The sequence below is a fragment of the Pseudomonas sp. GX19020 genome, assembly GCF_023371075.1.
Taxonomy (GTDB): Bacteria; Pseudomonadota; Alphaproteobacteria; order Rhodobacterales; family Rhodobacteraceae; genus Pseudogemmobacter.
Genome location: NZ_JAMCCR010000001.1, coordinates 561582 through 586374 on the forward strand (window position 1 = coordinate 561582; position 24793 = coordinate 586374).

General features: G+C 62.1%; 23 protein-coding genes. 17 read left to right on the top strand and 6 right to left on the bottom strand.

All coding sequences use genetic code 11. From position 1 onward, the window contains the following. Window positions 1-208 precede the first annotated feature (208 nt). Window positions 209-3322, top strand: a complete 3114-nt coding sequence (locus M3484_RS02760; RefSeq protein ID WP_249495653.1) for a valine--tRNA ligase — start codon at window positions 209-211, stop codon at window positions 3320-3322. A gap of 46 nt (window positions 3323-3368) precedes the next feature. On the opposite strand, the gene M3484_RS02765 is transcribed toward M3484_RS02760, so the two are convergent. The 3 genes from M3484_RS02765 to M3484_RS23560 are packed head-to-tail and all read right to left on the bottom strand — an operon-like array spanning window position 3369 to window position 5946. Continuing rightward, complete coding sequence (locus tag M3484_RS02765) at window positions 3369-3557, bottom strand: hypothetical protein (RefSeq protein WP_249495654.1); 189 nt, start codon at window positions 3555-3557, stop codon at window positions 3369-3371. Beyond that, the gene (locus M3484_RS02770) at window positions 3538-5760 is read right to left on the bottom strand and encodes a ComEC/Rec2 family competence protein (RefSeq protein WP_249495655.1); all 2223 of its coding nucleotides are present in this window, start codon (window positions 5758-5760) and stop codon (window positions 3538-3540) included. Before M3484_RS02770 ends, M3484_RS02765 begins: the two co-directional genes overlap by 20 nt. A 60-nt stretch (window positions 5761-5820) precedes the next feature. Further along, window positions 5821-5946: a hypothetical protein gene (locus M3484_RS23560; RefSeq protein WP_283258270.1), complete on the bottom strand. Its 126-nt coding sequence runs from the start codon at window positions 5944-5946 to the stop codon at window positions 5821-5823. On the opposite strand from M3484_RS23560, the gene gltX reads away from it, so the two are divergent. From gltX to M3484_RS02785, 3 genes are all read left to right on the top strand, one after another. Then, complete coding sequence (gene gltX, locus M3484_RS02775; protein ID WP_249495656.1) at window positions 5945-7357, top strand: glutamate--tRNA ligase; 1413 nt, start codon at window positions 5945-5947, stop codon at window positions 7355-7357. The two genes, M3484_RS23560 and gltX, sit on opposite strands and share 2 nt — an antisense overlap. 107 nt (window positions 7358-7464) lie before the next feature. Beyond that, window positions 7465-8754, top strand: coding sequence for a citrate synthase (locus M3484_RS02780; protein ID WP_249495657.1), 1290 nt, complete (start codon window positions 7465-7467; stop codon window positions 8752-8754). 266 nt (window positions 8755-9020) lie between these two features. Continuing rightward, window positions 9021-9743: an acetyltransferase domain-containing protein gene (locus M3484_RS02785; protein ID WP_249495658.1), complete on the top strand. Its 723-nt coding sequence runs from the start codon at window positions 9021-9023 to the stop codon at window positions 9741-9743. On the opposite strand, the gene M3484_RS02790 is transcribed toward M3484_RS02785, so the two are convergent. Together M3484_RS02790 and M3484_RS02795 are read right to left on the bottom strand one after the other, a co-directional pair. Then, entirely contained in the window at window positions 9683-10708 is a 1026-nt protein-coding gene (locus M3484_RS02790) for a T6SS phospholipase effector Tle1-like catalytic domain-containing protein (RefSeq protein ID WP_249495659.1), read from the bottom strand. The two genes, M3484_RS02785 and M3484_RS02790, sit on opposite strands and share 61 nt — an antisense overlap. A 251-nt stretch (window positions 10709-10959) precedes the next feature. After that, a complete protein-coding gene (locus M3484_RS02795; RefSeq protein WP_249495660.1) occupies window positions 10960-12105 on the bottom strand; it encodes a type III PLP-dependent enzyme in 1146 nt (381 codons plus the stop codon). 210 nt (window positions 12106-12315) lie between these two features. Between M3484_RS02795 and M3484_RS02800 the strand changes: the two genes are divergently transcribed. The 13 genes from M3484_RS02800 (at window position 12316) to M3484_RS02860 (ending at window position 24365) form a co-directional block, all read left to right on the top strand. Continuing rightward, window positions 12316-12747 (top strand): Lrp/AsnC family transcriptional regulator, encoded by a 432-nt coding sequence (locus M3484_RS02800; protein WP_092897328.1) that lies wholly within the window; start codon window positions 12316-12318, stop codon window positions 12745-12747. A 27-nt stretch (window positions 12748-12774) separates the two neighbouring features. Next, on the top strand, window positions 12775-13554 hold the full coding sequence (locus tag M3484_RS02805; RefSeq protein ID WP_249495661.1) for a 23S rRNA (adenine(2030)-N(6))-methyltransferase RlmJ: 780 nt from the start codon (window positions 12775-12777) through the stop codon (window positions 13552-13554). Window positions 13555-13732: 178 nt separating this feature from the next. Beyond that, entirely contained in the window at window positions 13733-14173 is a 441-nt protein-coding gene (locus M3484_RS02810; protein ID WP_092901610.1) for a tellurite resistance TerB family protein, read from the top strand. Window positions 14174-14187: 14 nt separating this feature from the next. After that, the gene (locus M3484_RS02815; protein WP_249495662.1) at window positions 14188-14934 is read left to right on the top strand and encodes a phosphate/phosphite/phosphonate ABC transporter substrate-binding protein; all 747 of its coding nucleotides are present in this window, start codon (window positions 14188-14190) and stop codon (window positions 14932-14934) included. Window positions 14935-15133: 199 nt separating this feature from the next. Next, complete coding sequence (locus M3484_RS02820; protein ID WP_092897322.1) at window positions 15134-15904, top strand: ABC transporter ATP-binding protein; 771 nt, start codon at window positions 15134-15136, stop codon at window positions 15902-15904. A 7-nt stretch (window positions 15905-15911) separates the two neighbouring features. Then, window positions 15912-16622, top strand: a complete 711-nt coding sequence (locus M3484_RS02825) for an ABC transporter substrate-binding protein (protein WP_249495663.1) — start codon at window positions 15912-15914, stop codon at window positions 16620-16622. A 48-nt stretch (window positions 16623-16670) separates the two neighbouring features. After that, window positions 16671-17384, top strand: coding sequence for a transporter substrate-binding domain-containing protein (locus M3484_RS02830; protein WP_249495664.1), 714 nt, complete (start codon window positions 16671-16673; stop codon window positions 17382-17384). 181 nt (window positions 17385-17565) lie between these two features. Next, window positions 17566-18447 (top strand): ABC transporter permease, encoded by an 882-nt coding sequence (locus M3484_RS02835; RefSeq protein WP_249495665.1) that lies wholly within the window; start codon window positions 17566-17568, stop codon window positions 18445-18447. Next, window positions 18444-19274 (top strand): ABC transporter permease, encoded by an 831-nt coding sequence (locus tag M3484_RS02840; RefSeq protein ID WP_249495666.1) that lies wholly within the window; start codon window positions 18444-18446, stop codon window positions 19272-19274. The genes M3484_RS02835 and M3484_RS02840 overlap by 4 nt, the downstream gene beginning before the upstream one ends. A gap of 272 nt (window positions 19275-19546) precedes the next feature. Next, the gene (locus M3484_RS02845) at window positions 19547-20836 is read left to right on the top strand and encodes a glutamine synthetase family protein (RefSeq protein WP_249495667.1); all 1290 of its coding nucleotides are present in this window, start codon (window positions 19547-19549) and stop codon (window positions 20834-20836) included. A 93-nt stretch (window positions 20837-20929) separates the two neighbouring features. Next, window positions 20930-21643, top strand: coding sequence for a type 1 glutamine amidotransferase (locus M3484_RS02850; protein ID WP_249495668.1), 714 nt, complete (start codon window positions 20930-20932; stop codon window positions 21641-21643). A 35-nt stretch (window positions 21644-21678) separates the two neighbouring features. Next, window positions 21679-23034, top strand: coding sequence for a glutamine synthetase family protein (locus tag M3484_RS02855; RefSeq protein WP_249495669.1), 1356 nt, complete (start codon window positions 21679-21681; stop codon window positions 23032-23034). Further along, the gene (locus M3484_RS02860) at window positions 23034-24365 is read left to right on the top strand and encodes an NAD(P)/FAD-dependent oxidoreductase (RefSeq protein ID WP_249495670.1); all 1332 of its coding nucleotides are present in this window, start codon (window positions 23034-23036) and stop codon (window positions 24363-24365) included. The genes M3484_RS02855 and M3484_RS02860 overlap by 1 nt, the downstream gene beginning before the upstream one ends. Before the next feature lie 110 nt (window positions 24366-24475). On the opposite strand, the gene M3484_RS02865 is transcribed toward M3484_RS02860, so the two are convergent. Beyond that, window positions 24476-24715 carry an HP1242/YdcH family protein gene (locus M3484_RS02865; protein ID WP_092897308.1) on the bottom strand — a complete coding sequence of 80 codons (240 nt, stop codon included), beginning with the start codon at window positions 24713-24715 and terminating at the stop codon, window positions 24476-24478. Window positions 24716-24793: the final 78 nt, after the last annotated feature.

Below are 24793 nucleotides of genomic sequence, written 5' to 3' on the forward strand. Positions count from 1 at the left end.
TGAGAGGCGGATCCCTTTCCAATCTCTCCGGCCTCATCTCCCGTGCCTGATCGCACAAAAGGCGGCGCTGCTCCGTCTTGTACCGGACATCCCCCAAAGGCATCCGCAGTCAGCCAGAGATGGCCCGATCAGGTGTTAAGCGCCGCCCTGCCCCTTTCCCTTGCGCTTTGCATTGGCTAAATCCCCTTTCAGCAAAAGGGGACGCGCGATGGCAATGGAAAAGACCTTCAACGCTCAGGAAGCCGAGGCCCGGATCATGGATCTGTGGATCGACCAGAAGGTCGGCCGCGCCGGGGCCAATGCCAAACCCGGAAAGCCCGCCTTTTCCGTCGTCATCCCGCCGCCGAATGTCACCGGCAGCCTGCATATGGGCCATGCCTTCAACAATACCTTGCAGGACGTGCTGGTGCGCTGGCACCGGATGCGCGGCTTTGACACGCTCTGGCAGCCCGGCACCGACCATGCCGGGATCGCGACCCAGATGGTGGTGGAGCGTGAGCTGGCAAAGACGAACCGCCGCCGTTCTGATTTTTCGCGCCCGGAGTTCCTGGGCCTCGTCTGGGAACAGAAGAAGAAGTCGCGCGGCAATATCATTGGCCAGCTGATGCGCCTTGGCGCCACCTGCGACTGGGACCGCGAGGCCTTTACCATGTCCGGCGCGCCCGGTGCGCCCGAGGGCGAGGATGGCAATTTTCATGATGCCGTGATCAAGGTCTTTGTCGATCTTTACAACAAGGGCCTGATCTATCGCGGCAAACGCCTTGTGAACTGGGATCCCCATTTCGAAACCGCGATCTCTGATCTCGAAGTCGAGCAGACCGAGGTCGACGGCCATATGTGGCATTTCAAGTACCCGCTCGCCGGCGGCGAGACCTATCTTTACGAGGAGAAGGACGAAGACGGGAACGTCACCTTCTCGGAAACCCGCGACTATATCTCGATTGCGACCACCCGGCCCGAGACGATGCTCGGCGATGGCGCGGTGGCGGTGCATCCCTCGGACAGCCGCTATGCACCCATCGTCGGCAAGCTTTGCGAGATACCGGTCGGCCCGCGCGCGCTTCGCCGTCTGATCCCGATCATCACCGATATGTATCCCGACCCCACATTCGGATCGGGCGCGGTAAAGATCACCGGCGCGCATGATTTCAACGATTACGGCGTCGCACAGCGCAATGGCATCCCGCTATACCGGCTGATGGATACCCGCGCACGGATGCGCGAGGACGGGTTGCCTTATGAGGAAAGCTGCGCGAATGCCAAAGCGATCCTTGATGGCGCGAGTTATACCGAGGCCGATGTCGACCGCATCAACCTGGTGCCCGACCATCTGCGCGGTCTCGACCGTTACGAGGCCCGCAAACTGGTGGTGGCCGAGATCAATGATGAAGGCCTCGCCGTCACCAAGCTGGTGAAGTCGATCGACAAAGAGACCAATGCCGAGCATCTGGAACGGGTGCCGGTGGTCGAGAACAAAAAGATCATGCAGCCCTTCGGTGACCGCTCCAAAGTGGTGATCGAGCCGATGCTGACCGATCAGTGGTTCGTCGAGACCTCGAAGATCGTCGGCCCCGCGCTGGATGCGGTTCGCAATGGCGAAACCACGATCCTGCCCGAACGCGATGCGAAAGTGTATTTCCACTGGCTGGAAAATATCGAACCCTGGTGCATTTCGCGTCAGCTCTGGTGGGGCCATCAGATCCCGGTCTGGTATGGTCTCGACCTGCGCCCGGCGGGGTTCAAAGACGATCAGGGCGATAATGCGCTGGATGAGGTGGAGCTGTTCCGCTTCCTCTTTGACGGCGGGTTCAATGCCCAGGATCCGGTCTATTTCTGCGCCCCTTCGATTGAAGAGGTGACGGGCCAGTTCCAGGACGCACTGGCGCCGCTGCCGATGCCGCTGAACCATGCCCGCATCATCGAGGTCGAAAACCGCGAGGCCGCCGAGGCCGCTTTGTCGGCGGCGCTGGCGGAATATAACCTGAGCCAGGACCCGACAAAGCTGGTCTACCCGGTCTGGCGCGATGCCGATGTGCTGGACACCTGGTTCTCCTCGGGGCTCTGGCCGATCGGCACGCTGGGCTGGCCGGAACAGACCCCGGAACTCGCGCGCTATTTCCCGACAAGCGTCCTGGTGACCGGCTTTGACATCATCTTCTTCTGGGTCGCCCGGATGATGATGATGCAACTGGCCGTGGTCGACCAGGTACCGTTCAAAACCGTTTATGTTCATGCCCTTGTCCGCGACGAGAAGGGCAAGAAGATGTCGAAATCGCTGGGCAATGTTCTCGACCCGCTGGATCTGATCGCGGATTACGGCGCAGATGCCGTGCGGTTCACGCTGGCAGCCATGGCTGCAATGGGGCGCGATCTGAAACTGTCGAAAGACCGCATTGCGGGCTATCGCAATTTCGGTACCAAGCTCTGGAATGCCTGCCGCTTCGCCGAGATGAACGGCGTCTGGGAAGGTCATGCGACCAAGGCAGAGCCGCCGGTGGCAACCGCCACAGCGAATAAATGGATCATCGGCGAGACCGCGAAAGCCCTCGCCGAAGTCGATCTGGCGCTGGCCGAATTCCGTTTCGATCAGGCCGCAGATGCGCTTTACAAATTCGTCTGGGGCAAGGTCTGCGACTGGTATGTCGAATTCGCCAAGCCTCTGTTTGACGGAGAGGCAGCAGCCGAGACGCGGGCCACCATGGCCTGGGTGCTTGACCAGTGCATGATCCTCTTGCATCCGTTCACGCCCTTCATCACCGAAGAGCTCTGGGCGACCACCGGCACGCGTGAAAAGCTGCTCGTCCACACCGACTGGCCGGAATATGGCCCTGCCCTGATCGACCAGGCAGCGGATACCGAGATGTCGTTTGTCACCGGGCTGATCGACGAGATCCGTTCGGCCCGCGCGCAATGCCATGTGCCGGCCGGGCTGAAAATCGACATCGTCGCGACCGAACTTGCCGGTGCGGCGCGTGAAGCCTGGAGCCGCAATGAGGCGCTGATCCGCCGCATGGCACGGATCGAGGGCTTCAGCGAGGGATCTGCGCCGAAAGGCTCGATCCTGGTGGCTGCGGGCGGTGCCGGTTTCGCGATCCCGCTGGAAGGGCTGATCGACATTGCCGAGGAAAAAGCGCGGCTGACCAAGACGCTGGAGAAGCTAGGGAAAGAGATCGGCGGGTTGAAGGGCCGGCTCGACAACCCGAAATTCGCAGCCTCCGCGCCGGAAGAGGTGGTGGACGAGGCCCGCGCCAATCTGGAAGCACGCGAGGATGAGCGCGCCAAGGTCGAGACCGCACTGAAGCGGTTGTCCGAACTGGCCTGACCTCAGTTGTTTCTGCTAAGCGCGCGCCTGAAAACAGGCGCGCGCTTTACATTTGGTGCAAGCCATTGGTGCCGCGCAGGGCAACATGATGGTCGAAGGAGCGGAGCAGCCGTGCGTCGGGCAAAGCGGGGAAATCTGCCCCCTGCCGCTGCGCCCCCATGCGCCAGACCGCCAGAAAGCGCAGCCCGACAGTGCCGCCCGACGGGCGATGCGCCTTACCGGAACAGGCGGTCAAGGCGATCCGCCACTTCGCCACGCTGAGCGCCGGTTTTCCCCGCCCCAGAGGACCAGATCCTGTCGCGGGCAGAAAATCTCGCGTCGATCTTCGCCCCCCGAATCCAGAGCGCGATTGCACCGGTCCGGGACAGCAGAAGCTGGTCGATCAGCGGGCAATCGGGTGGTGGGTGTTCCGCCCGCGCGTTGAGGATCACGAGGTCAAAGCCGGCGCAGGCCGCCGCAAGCTGTGAAAGCCCGGCCTTCCCGCTCAGGGCCACACCCTTTCGGCCCGCGAATCCGAAGGCTTTTGCCGTGACCGGACCGGTGAAGCCCGGGCGCAGCGCGGCGGTCTTTTGCGATGCGAGATCCCCGTCGCCTTCCAACCAGTTGCCTGCCGAAAAGCCCCCGCCTGTGGCCGTCGACAGCGCCCTGCCCTCTGGCCCCATCAAGCCCACCAGCCGCCCGTCAGCGGAGATCAGCAACCCGGGCCGATCTGCCAGGGGCCAGAGGGCGATCCCCGCCACGATCAGCCCGATACCGGCAAGCCGTGCCCTTCCCGGCCAGGCGATCAGCCAGAGCCCGCCCCAGCTGATCACCGGCAGCGCCAGCCAATGCGGCGCCGGGATCGCCGTCACCGAGCCTTCCAGCCCGGCAACCCAGGCGGCAACCCAGAGGATCCATTCCGAGGCCTTGCCCATGAACCAGAGCGGCAGAGCCTCCAGCCCGACCGGCGCCAACAGGAAGGCCAGAACCCCCATCGGCATGATGGCGACCCCCATGACCGGCGCGGTCAGGATATTGGCCATGAGCCCGTAATCGGCAAAGCGGTTGAAATGCGCCGCCGCATAGGGCGCGGTGGCGAAACCACCGATCACCGAGCTCATGACCACTGTGATCAGTACAATCTGCCAGTGCGCCAGGCGGCCCCGTTGCAGCCAGCGATCCATCGCCTGAAACCCGGCGATCAGCGAGACGGTCGCCGCCATCGACATCTGGAAACCGGGTGCAAGCAGGCTTTCGGGTCTCAGCGCCAGAATTACCGCGCCGGCAATCGCGGCACTGCGGATCGTCATCGCCCTGCGATTCATCAAAATCGCCAGAAGCATCACCAGCGTCATGACAAAGGCACGCTCGGTCGCGACATTGGCGCCGGAGAGCTGCAGATAGAACCAGGCGACAAAGATCGAGACAAGGGCCGCGAGCTTCTTCGCGTTCATCCGCAGCGCGAGCCAGGGGAAACAGGCGATCCCCCCCCGCAACAGCGCAAAAACAAAAGCCGTCAGGCAAACGAGGTTCATCCCCGAAATCGCAAGGATATGCGCCAGTGAGGAATCGCGCAGATCCTCGACCGTCTTCTGGCTGATACCCGACCGGTCGCCGGTCATCGCGCCTGCGGCAAAGGCCCCCGCCTCGCCCGGAATATGGGCACGGATACCACTGGAAAACCAGGCCCTGAGCCGGCCGATCCATTCCTCTCCGTCGCGCGGCGGCTCCAGCAGCAGGACCGGGGTCTGGCTGTAGCCGACCGCGCCGAGGCCCTGGAAAAACGCCATGCGGCGGAAGTCAAAGCCCCCGGGTTCTGCCGCATCCTGAGGGGCCGAGAGATGCCCGGTCAGGATCACCGTCTCGCCGGCGGCGGGACTATGGCCATAGGCGTTTCCGTGCAGCGCAACCCGCACGCGATACGGCACCCGCGCGGGATCGGTGCGCTCCAGCACAACCTGGTCCAGTGTGATCCTGACCGCATCCGAGGCGGAAGTGTCGATCTCGACCACACGCCCCCCGATCGGACCGTAATATCGGAAATCAAGCATCGGGGCCGCGATCATATGCGCGCGCAGCCCCGCTGTCAGCAGGCCAAGCGACAGCGCCAGAACGGCGCCTCCGATGCTGCGAAAGGGAAAAGGCGCAATCCGGGCCGCGACTGCCGCCAGAACGGCGAGGGCGACAAGCGTGCCATAGACCAGCGCTCCCGGCTCGCTTTCCAGCGCGAACCACAGCCCGATGCCGCTGCCAAAAAGGATCACCGCCAGCGGCAGAAGATGCCCGCGCGCGTCTTCGAGCGCGATCAGCGGCGCGATCAGTGCCCCGTTCAGCGCCAGGATCAGCCTGCGGCAGAACCTGACAAGGTGACGCCAGACCTGCCGTGACAACGCAGCCGGATGATCCGGCCCCCCGGACACCGCCTCATTTGCGCCTGTGGCGGCAATGCTGTCAGCCACCTTGCCCTTCCCCCTCGACCGCGCATAAATGCAGCGCAACTGCGCCTGCCTTTGCCGCAGTCACCGATCTTCCTCCGGGAAAGCAGTCAACCGCTCCCCGACCCGCCAGAAATGTCCGCCAGATAACAGCCAGCCATCGCGGCGATCTTCCTCCGCCATGGTTTCCGAAAGGTTAACACCCGCCATGTCCACCTCCGCCGCCCCCGTCGTCACCCGTTTCGCGCCTTCGCCGACCGGCTATCTCCATATCGGTGGCGCGCGCACGGCGCTGTTCAACTGGCTTTATGCGCGCGGTCGGCGCGGCAAATTTCTCCTCAGGATCGAAGATACTGACCGCGAGCGCTCGACCCCCGAGGCGACGGCGGCGATCCTGCAGGGGCTGACCTGGCTCGGCCTTGACTGGGATGGCGACGTGGTCAGCCAGTTCGAACAGAAGGACCGCCATGCCGAGGTCGCACGCGAAATGCTGGCGCGCGGCACCGCCTATAAATGCTTTTCGACACCTGAAGAAATCGCCGCCTTCAAAGAGGCCGAAAAGGCGCGTGGCGTGAGCTATCCGGTGTTCGTCTCGCCCTGGCGCGATGCCGATCCGGCCAGTTTCCCCGATGCGCCCTATGCCATCCGCATGAAGGCACCGCGCGAAGGCGAGACCGTGATCCGCGATCAGGTCCAGGGCGATGTGGTGATCAGAAATGACACGCTCGACGACATGATCGTGTTACGCTCGGACGCTACGCCGACCTATATGCTGGCGGTGGTGGTGGATGATCATGATATGGGCGTGACCCATGTGATCCGGGGGGATGATCACCTCGTCAATGCCGCACGTCAGCAGATGGTTTACGATGCGATGGGCTGGGCTGTGCCGGTCTGGTCGCATATACCGCTGATCCACGGGCCGGATGGCAAAAAGCTCTCGAAACGCCATGGCGCGACCGGGCTCGAGGAATATCAGGCCATGGGCTACCCGGCCTCTGGTATGCGCAATTACCTGACCCGGCTGGGCTGGGCGAATGGCGATATGGAGATTTTCACCAGCCAGGAAGCGATGGAGGTTTTCGATCTGAAAGGTATCGGAAAAGCCCCGGCACGGCTGGATTTTAAGAAACTGGAAAACACCTGCGGCCATCATATCGCGATGGAGGAGGATGCCGCACTGCTGCATGAAATTGAGGCATATCTGGCGGCTGCCGGGAAGCCTGAATTGACGCAGACCCAGTCTGAGCTGCTGCACAAAGCGATGTACTGCGTGAAGGACCGCGCGAAGACTTTCCCGGAACTTATTGAAAAGGCGCATTTTGTGATGGTATCGCGCCCGATCACTCCCGATGAGAAAGCCGCGGCCAGCCTTGATGCGGTATCCCGTGGTATACTGAATTCATTGACGCCGCAGCTGCAAAATGCTAGCTGGACGACGGAAGCGCTTGAGACCATGCTCAATGCGGTGGCGGCCGAAAACGGCATCGGATTCGGCAAACTTGCTGCACCGCTGCGGGCTGCACTGGCGGGGCGGGCCGCGACGCCTTCGGTCTTTGACATGATGCTGGTCATCGGTCGCGACGAAACTATCGCCAGGCTCTCGGACGCCGCAGTCTGATCTGCGACGGCCCCCGGGGCCAGGTGTACGCTCCGCGAGGAGCAGCGAAGAAGCCACGAAACCGCCGCGCTTACGCGGGCGGTTTGCCACACGGGGAACCTGGGAAAATGTCTGACAGAAAAGCGACACTGACGCTCGACGGCAAGGAGTTCGACCTGCCGGTTATGAAACCGGTACTTGGCCCCGACGTGCTGGATATCCGCAAGCTCTATGGGCAGGCTGATGTCTTTACCTATGACCCCGGCTTCACCTCGACCGCATCCTGCGAAAGCGCGATCACCTATATCGACGGCGATCTGGGCGAGCTTCTGTATCGCGGCTATCCGATCGAACAGCTGGCCGAGAAATCCAGCCATCTCGAGACCTGTTTCCTGCTGATGTATGGTGAGCTGCCGACCGCGGCGCAGCTGGCCGACTTCAACACCCGCGTGACCCGTCATACGATGGTGCACGAGCAGATGATGAATTTTTTCCGCGGCTTCCGCCGCGATGCTCATCCGATGGCGACCATGGTGGGCGTGGTCGGCGCGATGTCGGCCTTCTATCATGACAGCCTCGACATCACCGATGAATGGCACCGCGAGGTCGCCTCGATCCGGATGATCGCGAAACTGCCGACCATTGCGGCCATGGCCTATAAATATTCGGTCGGCCAGCCCTTCGTCTATCCGAAGAATTCGCTCAGCTATGCCGGCAATTTCCTGCATATGTGCTTCTCGGTTCCGGCCGAGGATTATGTCGTCAATCCGGTCCTCGAAAAGGCCATGGACCGCATCATGATGCTCCATGCCGATCACGAGCAGAACGCCTCGACCTCGACCGTGCGTCTGGCGGGCTCTTCGGGCGCCAACCCCTTTGCCTGTATCGCGGCCGGCATCGCCTGTCTCTGGGGGCCGGCCCATGGCGGCGCCAACCAGGCCTGTCTCGAGATGCTGAAAGAAATTGGCACTGTCGAGCGGATCCCGGAATTCATCGCCAAGGCGAAAGACAAGAATTCCGGCTTCCGCCTGATGGGCTTTGGCCACCGGGTCTATAAGAATTTTGACCCGCGCGCCAAAGTGATGAAGGAATCGGCGGACGAGGTGCTCGAGCTTCTGGGTGTCCATAACAACCCGCTCCTGCAGGTCGCGAAAGAGCTGGAGCGCATCGCGCTGGAAGACGAATATTTCGTCTCGAAGAAGCTCTATCCGAATGTCGATTTCTATTCCGGCATCATCCTCGAAGCGATGGGTTTCCCGACCTCGATGTTCACCCCGATCTTCGCGATCTCGCGCACGGTCGGCTGGATCTCGCAATGGAAAGAGATGATTTCTGACCCGACCGGCAAGATCGGTCGCCCGCGCCAGCTCTATGTCGGCCCGCAGAAACGCGACTATACCGACCTGCGCTCGCGCTGAACGGATCAATATGTTGGGAAAGGCGGCTCCTGCGCGGGCCGCCTTTTGCATTGGCCGAACTAGACAGAAGGGGGGCCAGCCCCCCTCGGCTCTGCCGAGCCTCTCCCCCCGGGATATTTAAGGACAGATGAAATGGCCCTGGTCTTTGGCTTTTCATCTGTCCTTAAGTATCCCCGCCGGAGGCATCCCGCCAAAGGCGGGACAGGCCCTTGCCGGTCAGGGGATTTGGCGTCAGGTAAGAGGGGTGCTGCAAGAAGGCCAAATCCGTGTCGCAAAGACTGATCCTGATCGATCTCGCCCGCAGCCTTGCGCTTTTGTGCATGGTTATATTTCATTTCACCTGGGATTTGGGCATGTTCGGCCTGATCCCGCCCGGCACCGCCTTTACCGGCTTTTTCTGGTATTTCGCGCGTCTCACCGCCGGCAGTTTTATCTTCCTTGCCGGTATCGGATTTTACATTTCGCATGCATCCGCGATCCGCTGGCCCGCCTTTTTCCGCCGTCTGGTAAAGATCGCCGCAGCGGCGGCTCTGGTCTCTGTGGCGAGTTATCTCGCGATGCCGGAGGCCTGGATCTTTTACGGCATCCTGCATTCCATTGCGGTCTCCTCAATCCTCGGGCTCTTTTTCCTGCGCCTGCATGCGGTTGTCCTGCTTGCCATCGCGGCCCTGGTATTTGCCCTGCCCTGGTATTGGTCGCATCCGGCATTCGGCGGGGTGCTGGTCTGGACCGGGCTCTCAGGACAGGTGCCCCTCACGGCCGATTTCGAGCCGTTCTTTCCCTGGTTCGCGCCCTTCCTCGCCGGTATGGCTATGGCGCGGATGTTCGGGGATCTGAATCTGTGGCAGCGACTGTCCCTGCCGCCCTCGCGCATCCTGAACCGGCTGGCCTGGCCTGGCCGCCATTCGCTCGCGATCTATCTGATCCATCAGCCTTTGCTGATCGGAGCGCTGGCTTCACTGGTCTGGCTGATCTCAGTCGTCAGCTGATCCCCCGCCCCTTGCCGCGCCAGATGCCAGCGCAGCCGCTCCGTCTCCGGCACGCTTTCATGCAGCCGCTCGCTGGGATCGCGCCCGATCACACGTCGCCTGCGATAGAGAAAGGCTGCGCCAAGGCCGCGCCAGGTGCCGACCATCGGCGCGGCGGGGTCACAGGGAAACCGCCTGCGCCAGCCCTCTGGCAGCTCCAGCCCCGCCTGGGCCGCGCGGTCCAGCATCCAGACCAGCGGGATATTTGACAAAGGCCGCGCTGCGGCAAAATTCCCCAGATGGCCACCGATATCGCCATGCGCTCCGCGAAACCAGACCTGTTCGATATGGGTGCCACCGCCCGGATGGCCCTGCCAGAGCACCGGATCAAAAACCACGCGGGTCTCGTCCAGCGCCAGCGCCTGGAGCGCGAAATCCAGGTCCGCCACCGGATGCGGATCGTGGAAGGCATAGCGCCCCTCGGTCAGCATCCACAGAAGCGGAAAGCGCAGGCCGAGCGCCTTAACCGTCTCCCAGACCCCGATCATCCGGATCGGCGCCCGTGCATGGCAGGAGGCCTGGCGGAAGGCCTTCAGACCAGCATCATTGCCACGCCGCTGATACCAGCGCCAGGCGAGGTGCAGATTGCGCTCGGTCGCGGCCTCATGACGCAAAAGCCCCACTTTCGCGATCACCCCGGCCAGGCTGCGCACTGCGAATGCGCCGCGCGAATAGCCGAAGAGGAAAATGCGGTCTCCCTCGCGGTAATGGCTGGCGAGATGACCATAGGCGCGCAGAATCTGTTCCTCGATCCCCCGCCCTTCAACGAGATCCATGATGCGCTTCCAGCCACGCCAGGGAATGCCCTTGTCATAGTAAAGCGACCGCCCCGCCTGCGCCTTGCCGGTCGAGAGGAGCAGAAAAACCCTTCCCGCATTTGTGCGTTCGCCCTGGCGCAGGGAGGCCATGGTGCCGTCAAGGATCACCACATGATCCACCCGGCGGCGCGCAAAGCCCGGGACTGCGGGGCTCGCAGGCTCCACCTCGGCGCGCGGGCGCGGCCGGAAAAAGCGCGAGAAGAGAGCGCGCAGTCCTATGATACTGTCCTTTCCGGGCAATCCCTTGCGGGCGGCCCTGCCGGGCCTCTGTCCATGGAAAGACTAGCCCCGCCACAGGTTTTGTCCAGCGGCGGGGCGTGCAGAAGATATGGAAATCACGTCAGATTGTCAGCGCAGGCTCAGATCGCAAGGGACAGGACGGTCGCCATCTGCAATTCACCAAAGCCGTTGAAACGGCTGTTCGTGACGACCGAATAGGACCCCATGCCATGCAGCACGACGAAATCGCCTTCCTCGGCATCAACCGGGAAAGCCATCTCACCCGGCAGACGGTCAACCGAATCACAGGTCGGGCCAAAGGTGATGCGCGGGCTCGGATCGCCTGTCCGCAGCACACCCTCCGGCGAAATCACCTGAAGCCGGTCGATCATACCGATCTGCGGCATCTCATTCAGCGATCCATAAACCCCGTCATTGAGGAAGACATGGGCATCGTCGCGGATCGCCTTGATGCGGGCGACCAGGGTGAAAGCATCACCGCAAAGCGCGCGACCCGGCTCACAGACAAGCGCCGGACGGCCCTCGCCGAACGCTTCATCGGCGGTGCGGCCGATGGCGGCAAAAATCGCGTCATAGTCCGGCATCACCGCCGAAAGGCGATGATTCGGGAAGCCACCGCCGACATTGAGACGCGCGATCTTCACACCGGCCTCGGAGGCGATCTCAGCCGCCTTGCGGATATAGGTCGCCCAGGCTTCCGGATCGGTGCATTGGGTGCCCGGATGGAAGGTCAGCGAGGGGATATAACCGGCCCCGGCCACGGTTTTCAGCAGATCTACCGCCAGCTCGGCGGTCGCGCCGAATTTCGCGCCGAAATTATAGGCCGCGCCGCCCACCGGCAACTTGAAACGGACCGAGATCTCGCAGCCCTCCGCCGGCACCAGCGCGATCAGCTTGACCAGTTCAGAGCGCGAATCGACGCTGTAGCTTTTGACGTTTTTCGCAACCGCATGCGCGATCTCGGCGCGCGAACGAACCGGGTTATGGTAATGGATCGCCGCATCCGGCACGAGATCGCGGATCAGGTCGATCTCGAAGGGCGAAGCACAGTCAAATCCGCGGATCCCGGCGGCCGCCAGGTTCTCGACCATCTCTTCGCCCGGGTTCGATTTCACCGCATAGGTGACCAGCCCGGGGAAGCCCTGGAGAAAGCGCCGCGCCGCGGCCTGGGCCACGCTGGGCGCGAAAAAAAGGACCGGATTTTCAGGCTGATGCAGCCTGATGAATTCGGTCGGATTGTTGAAGATCGTCCGTGAAAGTCCCATCGGCGTTTCCCTTTCAGCCAACAAGACGCTTCGCCCTTCCCCTGCATTCCGGGTCGGGCACCTGCGTGGTTTAAAGAAACCAGGCCAGGTGCGTATGAGCCGCCCTTTTCCTGCCAGAAGGATGCTGCATATGTGTGACAATCTCACCGAACAAAACTATAGAAATGACTGAAATCATCGTTATTATGACGATACGGGGAGACAAACTGCATGGATGATCTCGACAGAAGCCTGATCGGCCTTCTCAGCGCCGATGCGCGGATCTCGGTAGCGACGCTGGCGCGGCGCCTCAAGGTCGCAAGATCCACGATCCAGGCAAGGCTTGAGCGGCTGGAAAACACCGGAATCATAGCGGGTTACACGCTGAAACTGGGGGAAGCCGCACGTGAAGGCCGGCTGCGGGCTTCGGTGCTGGTAACGATCGAGCCGCGTGGTCAGGCCGCGATTCTGACCCGGCTGAAATCGATCCATGAGGTCGAGAAGGTCTACACGACCTCGGGGCGGTTCGATCTTTTGCTGCAGATCTCCTGCCCCAATACGCAGATCCTCGATCAGGTGCTGGATCAGATCGGCGCGATGACCGGGGTGAAAAGCTCGGAAAGCCTGATCCACCTCTCGACCCGCATCGACCGGGCAGTGTAAGGCGGGCGCTGAACCTGGGGGCCTGTCATGCTGTCATATCAACACGCTTTTCACGCCGGAAACCTGGCCGATGTGCAAAAACACGCGCTCCTGGCCTGGGTGCTGGATTACATGGTGCAAAAGGACAAACCGGTTTCCTATATCGAGACCCATGCCGGGCGCGGCCTCTACCGGCTTTCCAGCCCCGAGGCGCTGAAGACCGGTGAGGCGGCTCAGGGCATCGGGCGCCTTGCGGATGCCTTCCCGGAAGGCCACCCCTATCCCGAGCGGCTGGAGGAAACCCGCGCGATGTTCGGCGCCGATGCCTATCCGGGCTCGCCCCTGATCGCGGCGCTTGGGCTGCGCGAGACCGACAAGCTGCATCTGGCAGAGCTGCATCCCCAGGAAAATGCGGCGCTGAAAGAGGTACTTGGCTCCTGGGGCGCACATATCCGCAAGGAAGACGGCTTTGATTTCGCGCTGTCCCTGACGCCGCCGACACCGCGGCGCGGGCTGATGCTGGTTGATCCGCCCTATGAGGTGAAATCCGACTATGACCATATCCCGAAGTTTTTCGCGCAGGTCTCGCGGAAATGGAATGTGGGGGTATTGATGCTCTGGTATCCGATCCTGCGCGATGCGCCGCATGTGCCAATGCTCAGGACACTGGCGGCGCAGTTCCCCGAGGCATTGCGCCACGAGCTGCGTTTCCCCCCCGCCCGCGAAGGCCATCGGATGATCGGCACGGGCATGTTCATCGTAAACCCACCTTTTGGCATCGAAACCGAGACCGCACGCCTGACCCGTATCTTCGCCGATCCGGGCTGAAGGCGCAAAGGGGGCCAGCCCCCTCGCGGCAAAGCCGCTCACCCCCGGGATATTTAGAGACAGATGAAGGAGCTGTTCATCTGTCCCTTAAATATCCCCGCCGGAGGCTCCCGCAGTTGTCAGGATCGCGGGGTTGCGGCGCTGGCGCGGGCCTTATCTTCGCGCTACTCTTGTGGGCATGATTCAGAACCTTCTACGCCATTTGCTGGCCCCCGCCCCCGAGCCCCTGAAAGATACCGATGCGAGGCTGGCGCTGGCGGCGCTTCTGGTGCGGCTGGCCCGCAGTGACGGGCTTTATGCCATTGAAGAGGTGGAGCGCATCGACCGGATCCTGATGACACGCTACGAGCTGGACGCTTTCGCTGCAGCCGCGCTCAGGACCGAGGCCGAGGCGGTGGAGGCCGAGGCGCCGGATACTGTCCGGTTTACACGCGCGCTGAAGGCCGCCACCTCGCCCGAAGAACGGGGCGAGCTGATGCAGGCGCTCTGGTCGGTGGCCCTGGCCGATGGCAGCCGTGATGCGGATGAGGACCGGCTTTTGCGCATGGTCTCAAGCCTGTTCGGCCTTTCCGATGTCGAAAGCGCCGAGGCGCGGCAGCGGGCGGCGCGCAGCCTGTGATTGCCGCGCTTGGCATGTATGATACCGATCGGACCGAAGGCGCGAATGACCGGCTCTGGGCGCTGATCCGCGAGGGGTTGCGCGCGCGCGGGATTGCCGCTCCAGAGGCGCTGACACGCGGCGACGGTGCTTATATGGCGGGCTGGCTTTCCCCCGATCTCGTGCTGGCGCAATGCTGCGGCTACCCGTTTCGCGCGCGGCTCAGAGGCCGGGTGACGCTGATCGGGGCAGGAGATCATCGCCTGGCCGGGACCCCTGCCGGGCGGTATCATTCGGTTCTGGTCGCCCGCGACGATGATCCGCGCGCGGATTTCACCGATTTTGACGGTGCGGCTTTTGCCTGGAATGATGATCTCTCACAATCAGGCTGGGCGGCGCCGGCGCATCATGCGGCCCGGTCCGGCATCCGGCTTGCGCCGGCCTGGCGCAGTGGCGGCCATCGCGCCTCGGCCAGGGCAGTGCGCGCCGGAAAGGCCGATCTCGCAGCGCTTGATGCGGTGACCTGGGCGATCATGTGCGAGGATGACAGCGGCGACGCCGCCGGGTTGAAAGAGATCGGCCGTACCGGGGCCACCCCTGCCTTACCTTTCATCGCGGGGAAGGATCTCGATGCGGAGGCGGTTTTTGCGGCGCTTGACGCTGCGATCCGGGGCCTGACGAATGAGGACCGTGCGGTTTTGCATCTCTACGGGCTTGTCACCGTCCCTGAGGCGGATTACCTCGCGGTGCCCGATCCCGGCGCGCCCGTCCCTGCAGCCTGATCCGATCCTCCGATCAGACAGATTGCCGCAGTTCAGACGACGGATTGCCGGAATGCAGGCGCAGGATGCTGCAAAACCACGTTGCAAACCGCGCAGATCTGCGTCCTACTGACAGAATTATACCTGCGACCTGTCATAGGGCGATCCGACAAAAAGACGGGCGCGGGCGAAAAGTACAACAGGGGAAGATATCAGGTTTATGGCAGAGGTGCCCGTAATCGAGATCCGGGGGCTGCATAAGTCCTATGGCCCGCTCGAAGTGCTCAAAGGTGTCGATCTTGTCGCGCCACGCGGTCATGTGATCTCGCTGATCGGCTCTTCGGGTTCGGGGAAATCCACGCTGTTGCGATGTTGCAATCTGCTGGAAGACAGCCAGCAGGGTGATGTGAAATTTGAAGGCGAAGCTGTGCGCTGGAAGGGCGAAGGCCTGCGCCGCCATCCATCCGACCGCGCCCAGGTCACCCGCATCCGCACCAATCTTTCGATGGTCTTCCAGCAGTTCAACCTCTGGGCCCATATGACGATTCTTCAGAATGTCATGGAGGCGCCGGTCACCGTGATGAAACGCGACCCGGCCGAGGTCGAAGCGAAAGCGCGTGAATATCTCGCAAAGGTGGGCATTGCCGATAAGGCCGATGCCTGGCCGGCGCAGCTTTCGGGCGGCCAGCAGCAGCGTGCCGCCATTGCCCGCGCCCTGTGCATGGAGCCGCGCGCGCTTTTGTTCGACGAGCCGACCTCGGCGCTTGACCCCGAACTGGAGCAGGAGGTCATCAAGGTGATCCGGGCGCTGGCCGATGAAGGCCGCACCATGATCCTTGTGACCCATGACATGAAACTGGCCTCGGATTGCTCGGATCATGTGATCTTCCTGCACCAAGGACGGATCGAAGAGGAAGGTGCGCCGGCGCAGCTTTTCGGCCAGCCAAAATCGGAACGCCTGCGCGGCTTCCTTTCGGCCACGATGGTCTGAGGCCGGCATGTCCTGCATCGCCACCATTTCTGCCATCACCGCCAGTGTCTGGCTTGCCTCGACCGGCGGGGACGGGACGCTGGTGATTGGCACCGAAGACACCTTTCCGCCCTATATCCTGCGCGATGAGGCGGGAGGGCTTTCGGGCTTTGATTACGATGTGATGACCGAGATCTGCAGCCGTACGCATCACGACTGCCAATGGGAGGTCGCGCAATTCGGCGAGCTGATCCCGGGCGTCGCCGAGGGGCGGTTCGATGTGGTGCTGGGTGGCATGGCGATCACGCCGGAGCGCCGCGCGGTGGTGGATATGTCGATCCCCTATACCTTTGGCAATTCGCTGGAATGGTTTGTCGGCTTTGCCACTGCGCCGCCGCCCGAAGCGGCCCGGATCGCAGTAGAGGCGGGCACCATGCATGAAACTTGGTTGCGCAAGGAAAAGCTGGATTATCGGTCCTATACCTCTGAGCCAGCAGTGCTGAACGCCGTGGCCCAGGGCGCGGCCGACCTGGCGCTCGGGCCCTTTTCAGACCGCACAGATCTTGAAACGCTGATCGCCGGCCAGGGTCTGGAATATGTCTACAGCCAGGAGATCCCCGATGAGGGCACCGGCATCGCCGTGTGCAAGGGGAATGCGCTCAAGGCTGAAATCGACAGCGCCATCGCCGCTATGGAAGCCGATGGCACGCTGGACTCTCTTCACGACACCTGGTTCTGACCCCGGAACCGGCACAAACCCCAGAAAAGCAACCTTCGGGAGATGACAATGAAGAAACTGCTGCTTGCGACCGCCCTCACCGCGCTTGGCGCCGGTGTAGCTGCTGCCGATCCGGTGCGGATCGCCACCGAGGGCGCCTATGAGCCCTATAACCTCATCAATGACAAGGGCGAGCTGGACGGGTTCGAGATCGCGCTTGGCAATGAGCTGTGCAAGCGCGCTGAGCTGGAATGCATCTTTGTCAAGAATGACTGGGATTCGATCATCCCGAACCTGCAATCGGGCAATTACGATGCTATCATGGCCGGCATGTCGATCACCGATGAGCGCCGCGAGAAGATCGCCTTCTCGGAAAACTACACCCAGCCCGCGCCCTCGTCCTATGCCGCAATGTCGGCTGATACGCCGCTCGACAGCGGTGTGATCGCGGCGCAGACCGGCACCATCCAGGCGGCGCATGTGGCGGCTTCGGGCGCCAAGCTCCTTGAATTCGCAACGCCTGACGAGACCATTGCCGCAGTGCGGAATGGTCAGGCGGCTGCGGTCATGGCCGATGAAGATTACCTCCTGTCGCAGATCGGCGATGGGCTGGAAATCATCGGCGATGATGTGCTGCTTGGCGACGGGATCGGCATCGGGCTGCGCAAATCCGACACCGAGCTGAAGGCAAAATTCGACGCGGCCATCCAGTCGATGAAAGCAGACGGCACGCTCAACAAACTGACGGATGAGTGGTTCGACGGCAATTACACGCCGTTCTGATCCGGGTCTCGCCCGCGTGATCTCCGGGAGGCTGCGGCCTTCCCGGGGCCCGCGCGGGCATCCCTTTCGCGCCTTGCACCCGGTCACCCAGACCGGGGCAAGGTGCCCCTCCTCACCCGTCTGCCACTGGTCAGCCGCATTGTGAATGCCCTGACCGGAGCCGCCGCGCCAGGGCAAGCCCATGTTCGAATTCTGCGCCGATCCGAAGACCATTGAAGGGCTGAGCTGGCTTTCCTGCTATCTCACCACGCCCAAACATATGGAGTTCTATTTCTCCTTCCTCACGGTGATGGCGCTCTTGCTGGTGACCGCTCCGGCAGCACTGGCCTTCGGCTTTGGCGGTGCCATGGCGGCGCGGTCGCATATCGCGCCCATCCGGTGGATCGGCAAGATCTACACCGCCATGGTGCGCGGCGTGCCCGATATCGTCTTTTTCCTGTTCTTCGTGATCGCGCTGGATCAGGGGATCGAATGGGTGATGCATCAGGTCCGGTGCCCGGACTGGTCTGAACCGATCCGCCAGGGGCTTGAATTCCGCGTCTGCCCGGCGGCGAAAGTGCCGCCCAATAACGCGTCGCTCTTTGTACATCAGGCCTATGCCTTCCTGCTTGCCGTGCTGACATTTGCCATTGTTTTCGGAGCCTTCGCTGCCAATGTTCTGAAAGGTGCGATGGATGCCGTGCCACGCGCCCAGATCGAGACCGCCGAGGCCTATGGCCTTTCGCCGCGCCAGACCTTCCGTCGTATTCTGGTGCCGCAGATGTGGACCTATGCCCTGCCCGGCCTTTCAAACCTCTGGCTGATCCTGATCAAGGCGACGCCTTTGCTGTTTCTTCTGGGGATCCAGGACATCGTCTATTGGGCGCGCGAACTGGGCGGCTCCAAATCCGCGCGGTTCGATTATCCGCATGGCGACTGGCGGCTTTATTACTTCCTTGCCCTGCTGGTCTTCTATCTCGCGCTGACCCGGGTGTCCGAGATCGGCCTCGGCCGCCTCACCCGCCGCCTTTCGCATGGCCAGGCCACCCGCGCCGGCGAAACCCTCAGGAAGGATGCGGCATGACCTGCTGGGATACCGTTCAGGCCTATTGGCTGCGCTCGCTGGGCTTTGGCGAAAACGCACTGCCCCTCACCAATATCTCGCTCTGCGATCAGTTCGTGCTGATCGGATCGGGGATGCTCTGGAACCTCTATTTCGGCCTGCTGGCGCTCTCCCTGGGCTTTGTCTTTGCCGTCGGCCTTGCCATGGCCAAAGCCTCGCGCAACAAATGGATCCGCAAGCCCGCCGAGTGGTATATCTTCATCTTCCGCGGCTCGCCGCTGTTTATCCAGTTTTTCCTCGTATATTTCTTCATCACTACCGTGCTGCGTGGTTCGGTCGATGTGTTCGGCCTTTTCACCATTCCAACCGCCTGGCTGGCCAATGCCTGGGCGGGTGCGGCCCTCACCCTCTTCCTCAACACATCCGCCTATAGTGCCGAGATCTTCTACGGGGCGCTGATGACCGTGCCGAAAGGCGATCTCGAGGCGGCCGATGCCTATGGCATCACCGGGCGTGACCGGTTTTTCCGCATTGAATGGCCGACCATGTTGCGGCTCGGCTGGCCCGCCTATACCAATGAGGCGATCTTTCTCTTCCACGCCACGACGCTGGTGTTCTTTTCCGGCTTCCCGGCATTTCAGCAACGCGGCGACGCGCTCTATTACGCGAATTACCTCGCCGACAAGACCTTCAACCCCTTTGTCCCCTATCCGATCGTCGCCTTCTATTTCATCATCCTGACACTGGTTCTGATCGGGATCTTCGGTCTGGTGAACCAGCGGCTGAACCGTCACCTGCCCTCGCATCAGAAGAAAAGAATTCGCTTGCGTCCTCAGCTGATCCGCTAGTATCCTATATTTGATCAAATTATCCGGGCACCCGCCCGGACCCGCTCGACCACAGCGTTTCAATCGGGGCCAATGCCCGGCGGGAGAGGCGATCAAACCAAGGGAAGGACCAGGGCATGGTCCGGCACCTTGCGCATCTTGTGGGCCGGCCGTCTTCCACGATGGTCGTCAGGCCACCACGAGCGATGGCGCGAGGGCGCGTCCATGCTTGCTGGTTTAAATCAATGATGAAGGACTGGCTCAGAAAACATCCGCAGGTCCGCACAATTCGTGTGGCCGCGGCTGATCTCAACGGGCAGGCGCGCGGCAAGCGCGTTCCGGCGCGCTTTGCCGATAATGTGGTGAAAAGCGGCGTACGTTTCCCCTATTCTGTCTTGAACCTCGACATCTGGGGTGAAGATATCGACGACAGCCCGCTGGTATTCGAAGAGGGTGACCAGGACGGCACCCTGCGCCCGACCGAGCGCGGCTTCATGCCGATGCCCTGGCTGGAAAGCCCCTCGGCTTTGCTGCCGATCTGGATGTACCGCGAAAACGGCAAACCCTATGAGGGCGATCCCCGCCATGCTTTGCGCGCGGTCGTCGATCGCTACAAGGCACGGGGCCTGACGCCCGTCTGCGCGATGGAGCTCGAATTCTTCCTGATCGACGATTCCGGCAAGACGATGCAGGTGCCGCTTTCGCCCCGTTCCGGCAAGCGCCGCAAGGCGGCCGAGGCACTGTCGATCCGCGCGCTGGACGCTTTCGACGTCTTCTTCACCGATCTCTATGACGCCTGTGAGGCGATGGATATCCCGGCCGATACCACAACCTCGGAAACCGGGCTTGGCCAGTTCGAAGTCAATCTGATGCATTGCGACGACGCGCTGCGCGCCGCAGATGATGCCTGGTTCTTCAAGATGCTGGTGAAGGGGCTGGCGCGCCGTCACGGCTTTGCGGCGTCTTTCATGGCGAAGCCCTATGCCGATTATTCGGGCTCGGGCCTGCATACGCATTTCTCGGTGCTGGACCAGAAGGGCGACAATATCTTCGATTCCGGCGGCCCCAAAGGCACCGCCCTGCTGCGCCATGCCGTGGCCGGCTGTCTCGAGGCGATGCATGATTCGACCCTTTTGTTCGCGCCGCATGCCAACAGCTTTGACCGGCTCGTGCCCGATGCCCATGCCCCCACCGCGATCTGCTGGGGCTATGAGAACCGCACCGCCGCGATCCGCATTCCCTCGGGCAACCCGGCGGCGCGGCGGATCGAGCATCGCGTGGCGGGGGGGGATGTAAACCCCTATCTGATGCTCGCAGCCATCCTTGGCGCGGCACTTTCGGGGATCGAAGACGGCAAGGAACCGGTCGCGCCGATCAGCGGCAATTCCTATGCGCTTGATCTGCCGCAGATCCCGACCACCTGGCAGGATGCCATCGACGCCTTTGAATTCTCGCCGCATGTCGCGCGGTTCCTGCCGCCCGAACTGATCGCCAATATGGTGATGACCAAGCGTCAGGAACTGCATTACACCGCCGAACTTTCGCCCGAGGAACTCGTCGAACTTTATCTCGATACCGTATGATCTGACCCGCGATACAGTCCGGCCCCCCTTGACCAGAGGCGGGGCCGCACCCACCATCCATATGACCGCAACTTCGTGACCCAGAGCGCCCCAATGATCATCGGCATCCTGCAAACCGGGGCCTCCCCCGACGCCCTCAAACCCACCATGGGCGATTATCCCGATTTCTTCGAGCGCCTGCTCGCGGATCGCGGGCTGGAATTCCGCCGCTTCACCGTGATGGAGATGGATTTCCCGTCTTCCGTCCATGACTGTGACGGCTGGCTGATCACCGGTTCGCGATTCGGCGCCTATGAGGATCACCCGTTCATCAAGCCACTCGAAGCCTTTATCCGCGAGGCCTATGCCGGACATGTGCCGGTCGTGGGCATCTGCTTTGGCCATCAGATCATCGCCCAGGCGATGGGCGGCCGCGTCGAGAAATATAAAGGCGGCTGGTCGGTCGGCCCGACCGATTACCATTTCGGCTCCGGCCCTGATGCCGAGACGATCACGCTGAACGCCTGGCACCAGGATCAGGTGGTCGAAAAGCCCGAAATGGCCGAGGTCATCGCCTCGACCGATTTCTGCTCCAATGCCGGGCTGCTTTACGATGACCGCATGTTCACCGTGCAGCCGCATCCGGAATTCAAGAAAGATTTCATCGAAGGTCTGATCAAGTATCGTGGCCCGGGCCTCGTGCCACAAGCGACACTGGATGCCGCGACAGAGAAGATCGACACGCCGCTTGGGACCACGACCATGGCGGAAAGAATCGCGGATTTCTTTCTCTCTCACCAGACAAGGGCCGCACAGCGCCGCGCGTGAAGCGCAGGCCAGGGCCCCAAACCAGAGTGTGAAACATGTCCAACTGGACGGAAAAACTGCCCAAAGCGGCACGGGACTATATCGGTAAACGTCGCGTCGATGAGGTGGAATGCGTGATCGGCGATATTGCCGGTGTGGCACGCGGTAAGGCGATGCCTGCCGCGAAATTCGCAAAACAAACCAATTACTTCCTGCCGAACTCCATCTTTCTGCAGACCATCACCGGTGAATGGGCTGACAGCCCCTTCGACGCCTTTACCGAGCCGGATATGATCCTGGAGCCCGACTGGTCCACCGCGACCGCCGCGCCCTGGACCGCCGATATCACGCTCCAGGTGATCCATGATGCGAAAGATCAGCAGGGCAATCTGGTGCCGTTTTCGCCCCGCAATGTGCTGCGCCGGATCGTTGGACTTTACGAGGAACAGGGCTGGAAACCGGTCGTTGCGCCCGAGATGGAATTCTTCCTGACCGCGCGCAATATCGACCCCAATATGCCGGTAATCCCGCCGATGGGGCGCACCGGGCGCCGCGCCGCCGGGAAACAGGCCTACAGCCTTTCCGCGATCGACGAATATGGCAAGGTGATCGACGACATCTATGATTTCGCCGAAGCCCAGGGGCTGGAAATCGACGGTATCCTGCAGGAAGGCGGCGCCGGACAGATCGAGCTGAACCTCGCGCATGGCGACCCGATTGAACTGGCGGACCATGTGTTCTTCTTCAAACGCCTGATCCGCGAGGCGGCACTGCGCCATGATTGTTTCGCGACCTTCATGGCCAAGCCCATCGCGGGCGAGCCTGGATCTGCCATGCATATCCACACCTCGGTCGTGGATCTGAAAACCGGCAAGAACATCTTCTCCGGTGCCAAGGGCGTCGAGACCGAAGAGTTCCAGCATTTCATCGCCGGGATGCAGAACCATATGGGCGCCGCAATCGCGCTGATGGCGCCCTATGTGAATTCTTACCGCCGTTACGTTCCGGATTTCGCGGCGCCGATCAATCTGGAATGGGGCCGCGACAACCGCACGACCGGCCTGCGGGTACCGATCTCTGGTCCGGCGGCGCGGCGCATCGAAAACCGCCTGCCGGGGATGGATTGCAACCCCTATCTCGGCATCGCGGCGACCCTGGCCTGCGGCTATCTCGGGCTGATGGAAAAGAAAGCCGCGCGCCCGGAATTCACCGGCTCCGCCTATATCGATTCGGATGAGATCCCGGTGAACCTTGGCGATGCGCTGGATCTTCTGGATGAGGACCTGGCCCTGAAAAACGTGATGGGCGTCGATTTCATCAAATGCTACGATTCGGTGAAACGCAACGAATACAAAGAGTTCCTCCAGGTCATCAGCCCATGGGAGCGTGAGCATCTGCTCCTGAACGTGTGATGGCGGTCAATCTTCTGCACGCCAATGACCAGCAAGGGCAATATCCCGACAGCTGGTATGCGGCGACCCGTGTAGCCCTTGCGCCCTTCCCGCGCGCCACGGGCGAAATCCGTGCAGATGTCTGCGTTGTGGGGGCCGGCTATACCGGCCTCTCAAGCGCGCTGCATCTGGCGCAAAAAGGGCTGAAGGTCGTGGTGCTCGAGGCGCATCGCGTCGGTTTTGGCGCCTCGGGCAGGAATGGCGGCCAGGTCGGCTCCGGCCAGCGCCAGGACCAGGACTGGCTGGAGAAGGTCGCCGGGCGCGAAAATGCACGGCGGCTCTGGGATATGGCGCAGGATGCCAAAGCGCTGGTGCGCGATCTCGCCGCCGGGATGGAAGCGGTCCATTACCGCCCGGGCATCGCCCATGCCTGCTGGCACCAGTCCGAGGTCGATCACGCGAAGCACTACTCCGAAAAGCTTGCCCGGGATTATGATTACCACGAGGTCGAGCCGCTCGACCGCGAGGGGCTGCGCGCGCTGGTGGGGTCTGAGGCGTTCAAAGGCGGTGATATCGACCGCGGCGCCGGCCATATTCATGCGCTGAATTTCGTGATCGGGCTGGCAAAGCTGGCAATGGCCGCCGGAGTGCAGATTTTCGAGGAAAGCGAAGTCACCAGGCTGATCTATGGCGACAAGCCGGTGGCCGAAACGGCCGGGGCCCGGGTCACGTGCGACCATATGGTGCTGGCGGTGAATGGCTATGTCGGCAGCCTGGAAAAGACCATCGCGGCGCGGGTGATGCCGATCAACAATTTCGTGGTGGCGACCGAGCCGCTGGGCGCGCGCGCGAAAGAGATCCTTGCCACGCCCATCGCCGTGCATGACACCAAATTCGTGGTGAATTACTGGCGTCTGTCGGAAGATGACCGGCTGATCTTTGGTGGCGCGGAAAGCTATGGCTACCGTTTTCCCGATGTTGCGAAGGTGGTCAGAAAGCCCTTGCTGGAGATCTATCCGCAGCTGGCTGAAACCCGGATCGATTACGCCTGGGGTGGCACGCTGGCGATCACCGTCAACCGGATGCCGTGCTTCGCGCGACCGGCGAAAAATGTGCTCTCGGCCTCGGGCTATTCGGGACATGGTGTCGCGCTGGCGACGCTTGCGGGCAAGATGATTGCCGAAGCGGTTTCCGCCGAGGCCTCCGGGCGGACGGGGGGAACAACAAGGGGCGGCTTTGATCTGCTGGCAGACCTGCCGCATCGCCGTTTTCCGGGTGGCCAGGCCTTGCGCTGGCCCCTGCTGGTCAGCGCCATGACCTGGTTCTCGCTGCGCGACCGGCTGGGCTGGTGACAATGTGCCCTGCGCACTGCAGGGGATGGCGGGCATAAGAATGACAACGGGCGGGGGCATAATGGCCCCCGCCCGTTGTCCGTTCAGAACCACTTACGGTGTCCGGATCCTTACTGGTCCTGGATCATCGCATAGATCTGATCTTTGATGCGCGAGCGCGACCGGCGCAGCGCGTCCTCATGTTCTTCCGACACGGTGTCGATCCGCGTCTCGGCGCGGTGAACCTGATCATTCACCGTGTCATATTCTTCGAGCAGCTTCGCGAAACGGGCATTCGAGACCTTAAGCTCGGTGATGCGGGCCTCTTTGCCCGGAAATTCCTCTTGCAGCGTGTGCGGCGTGTTCGACATCGGCAGTCTCCTTCTTCCGTGTTGAGAAGAGGTTAAAACATATGCCATCCCACCACTTTGACGCCGATCAAATAAGTG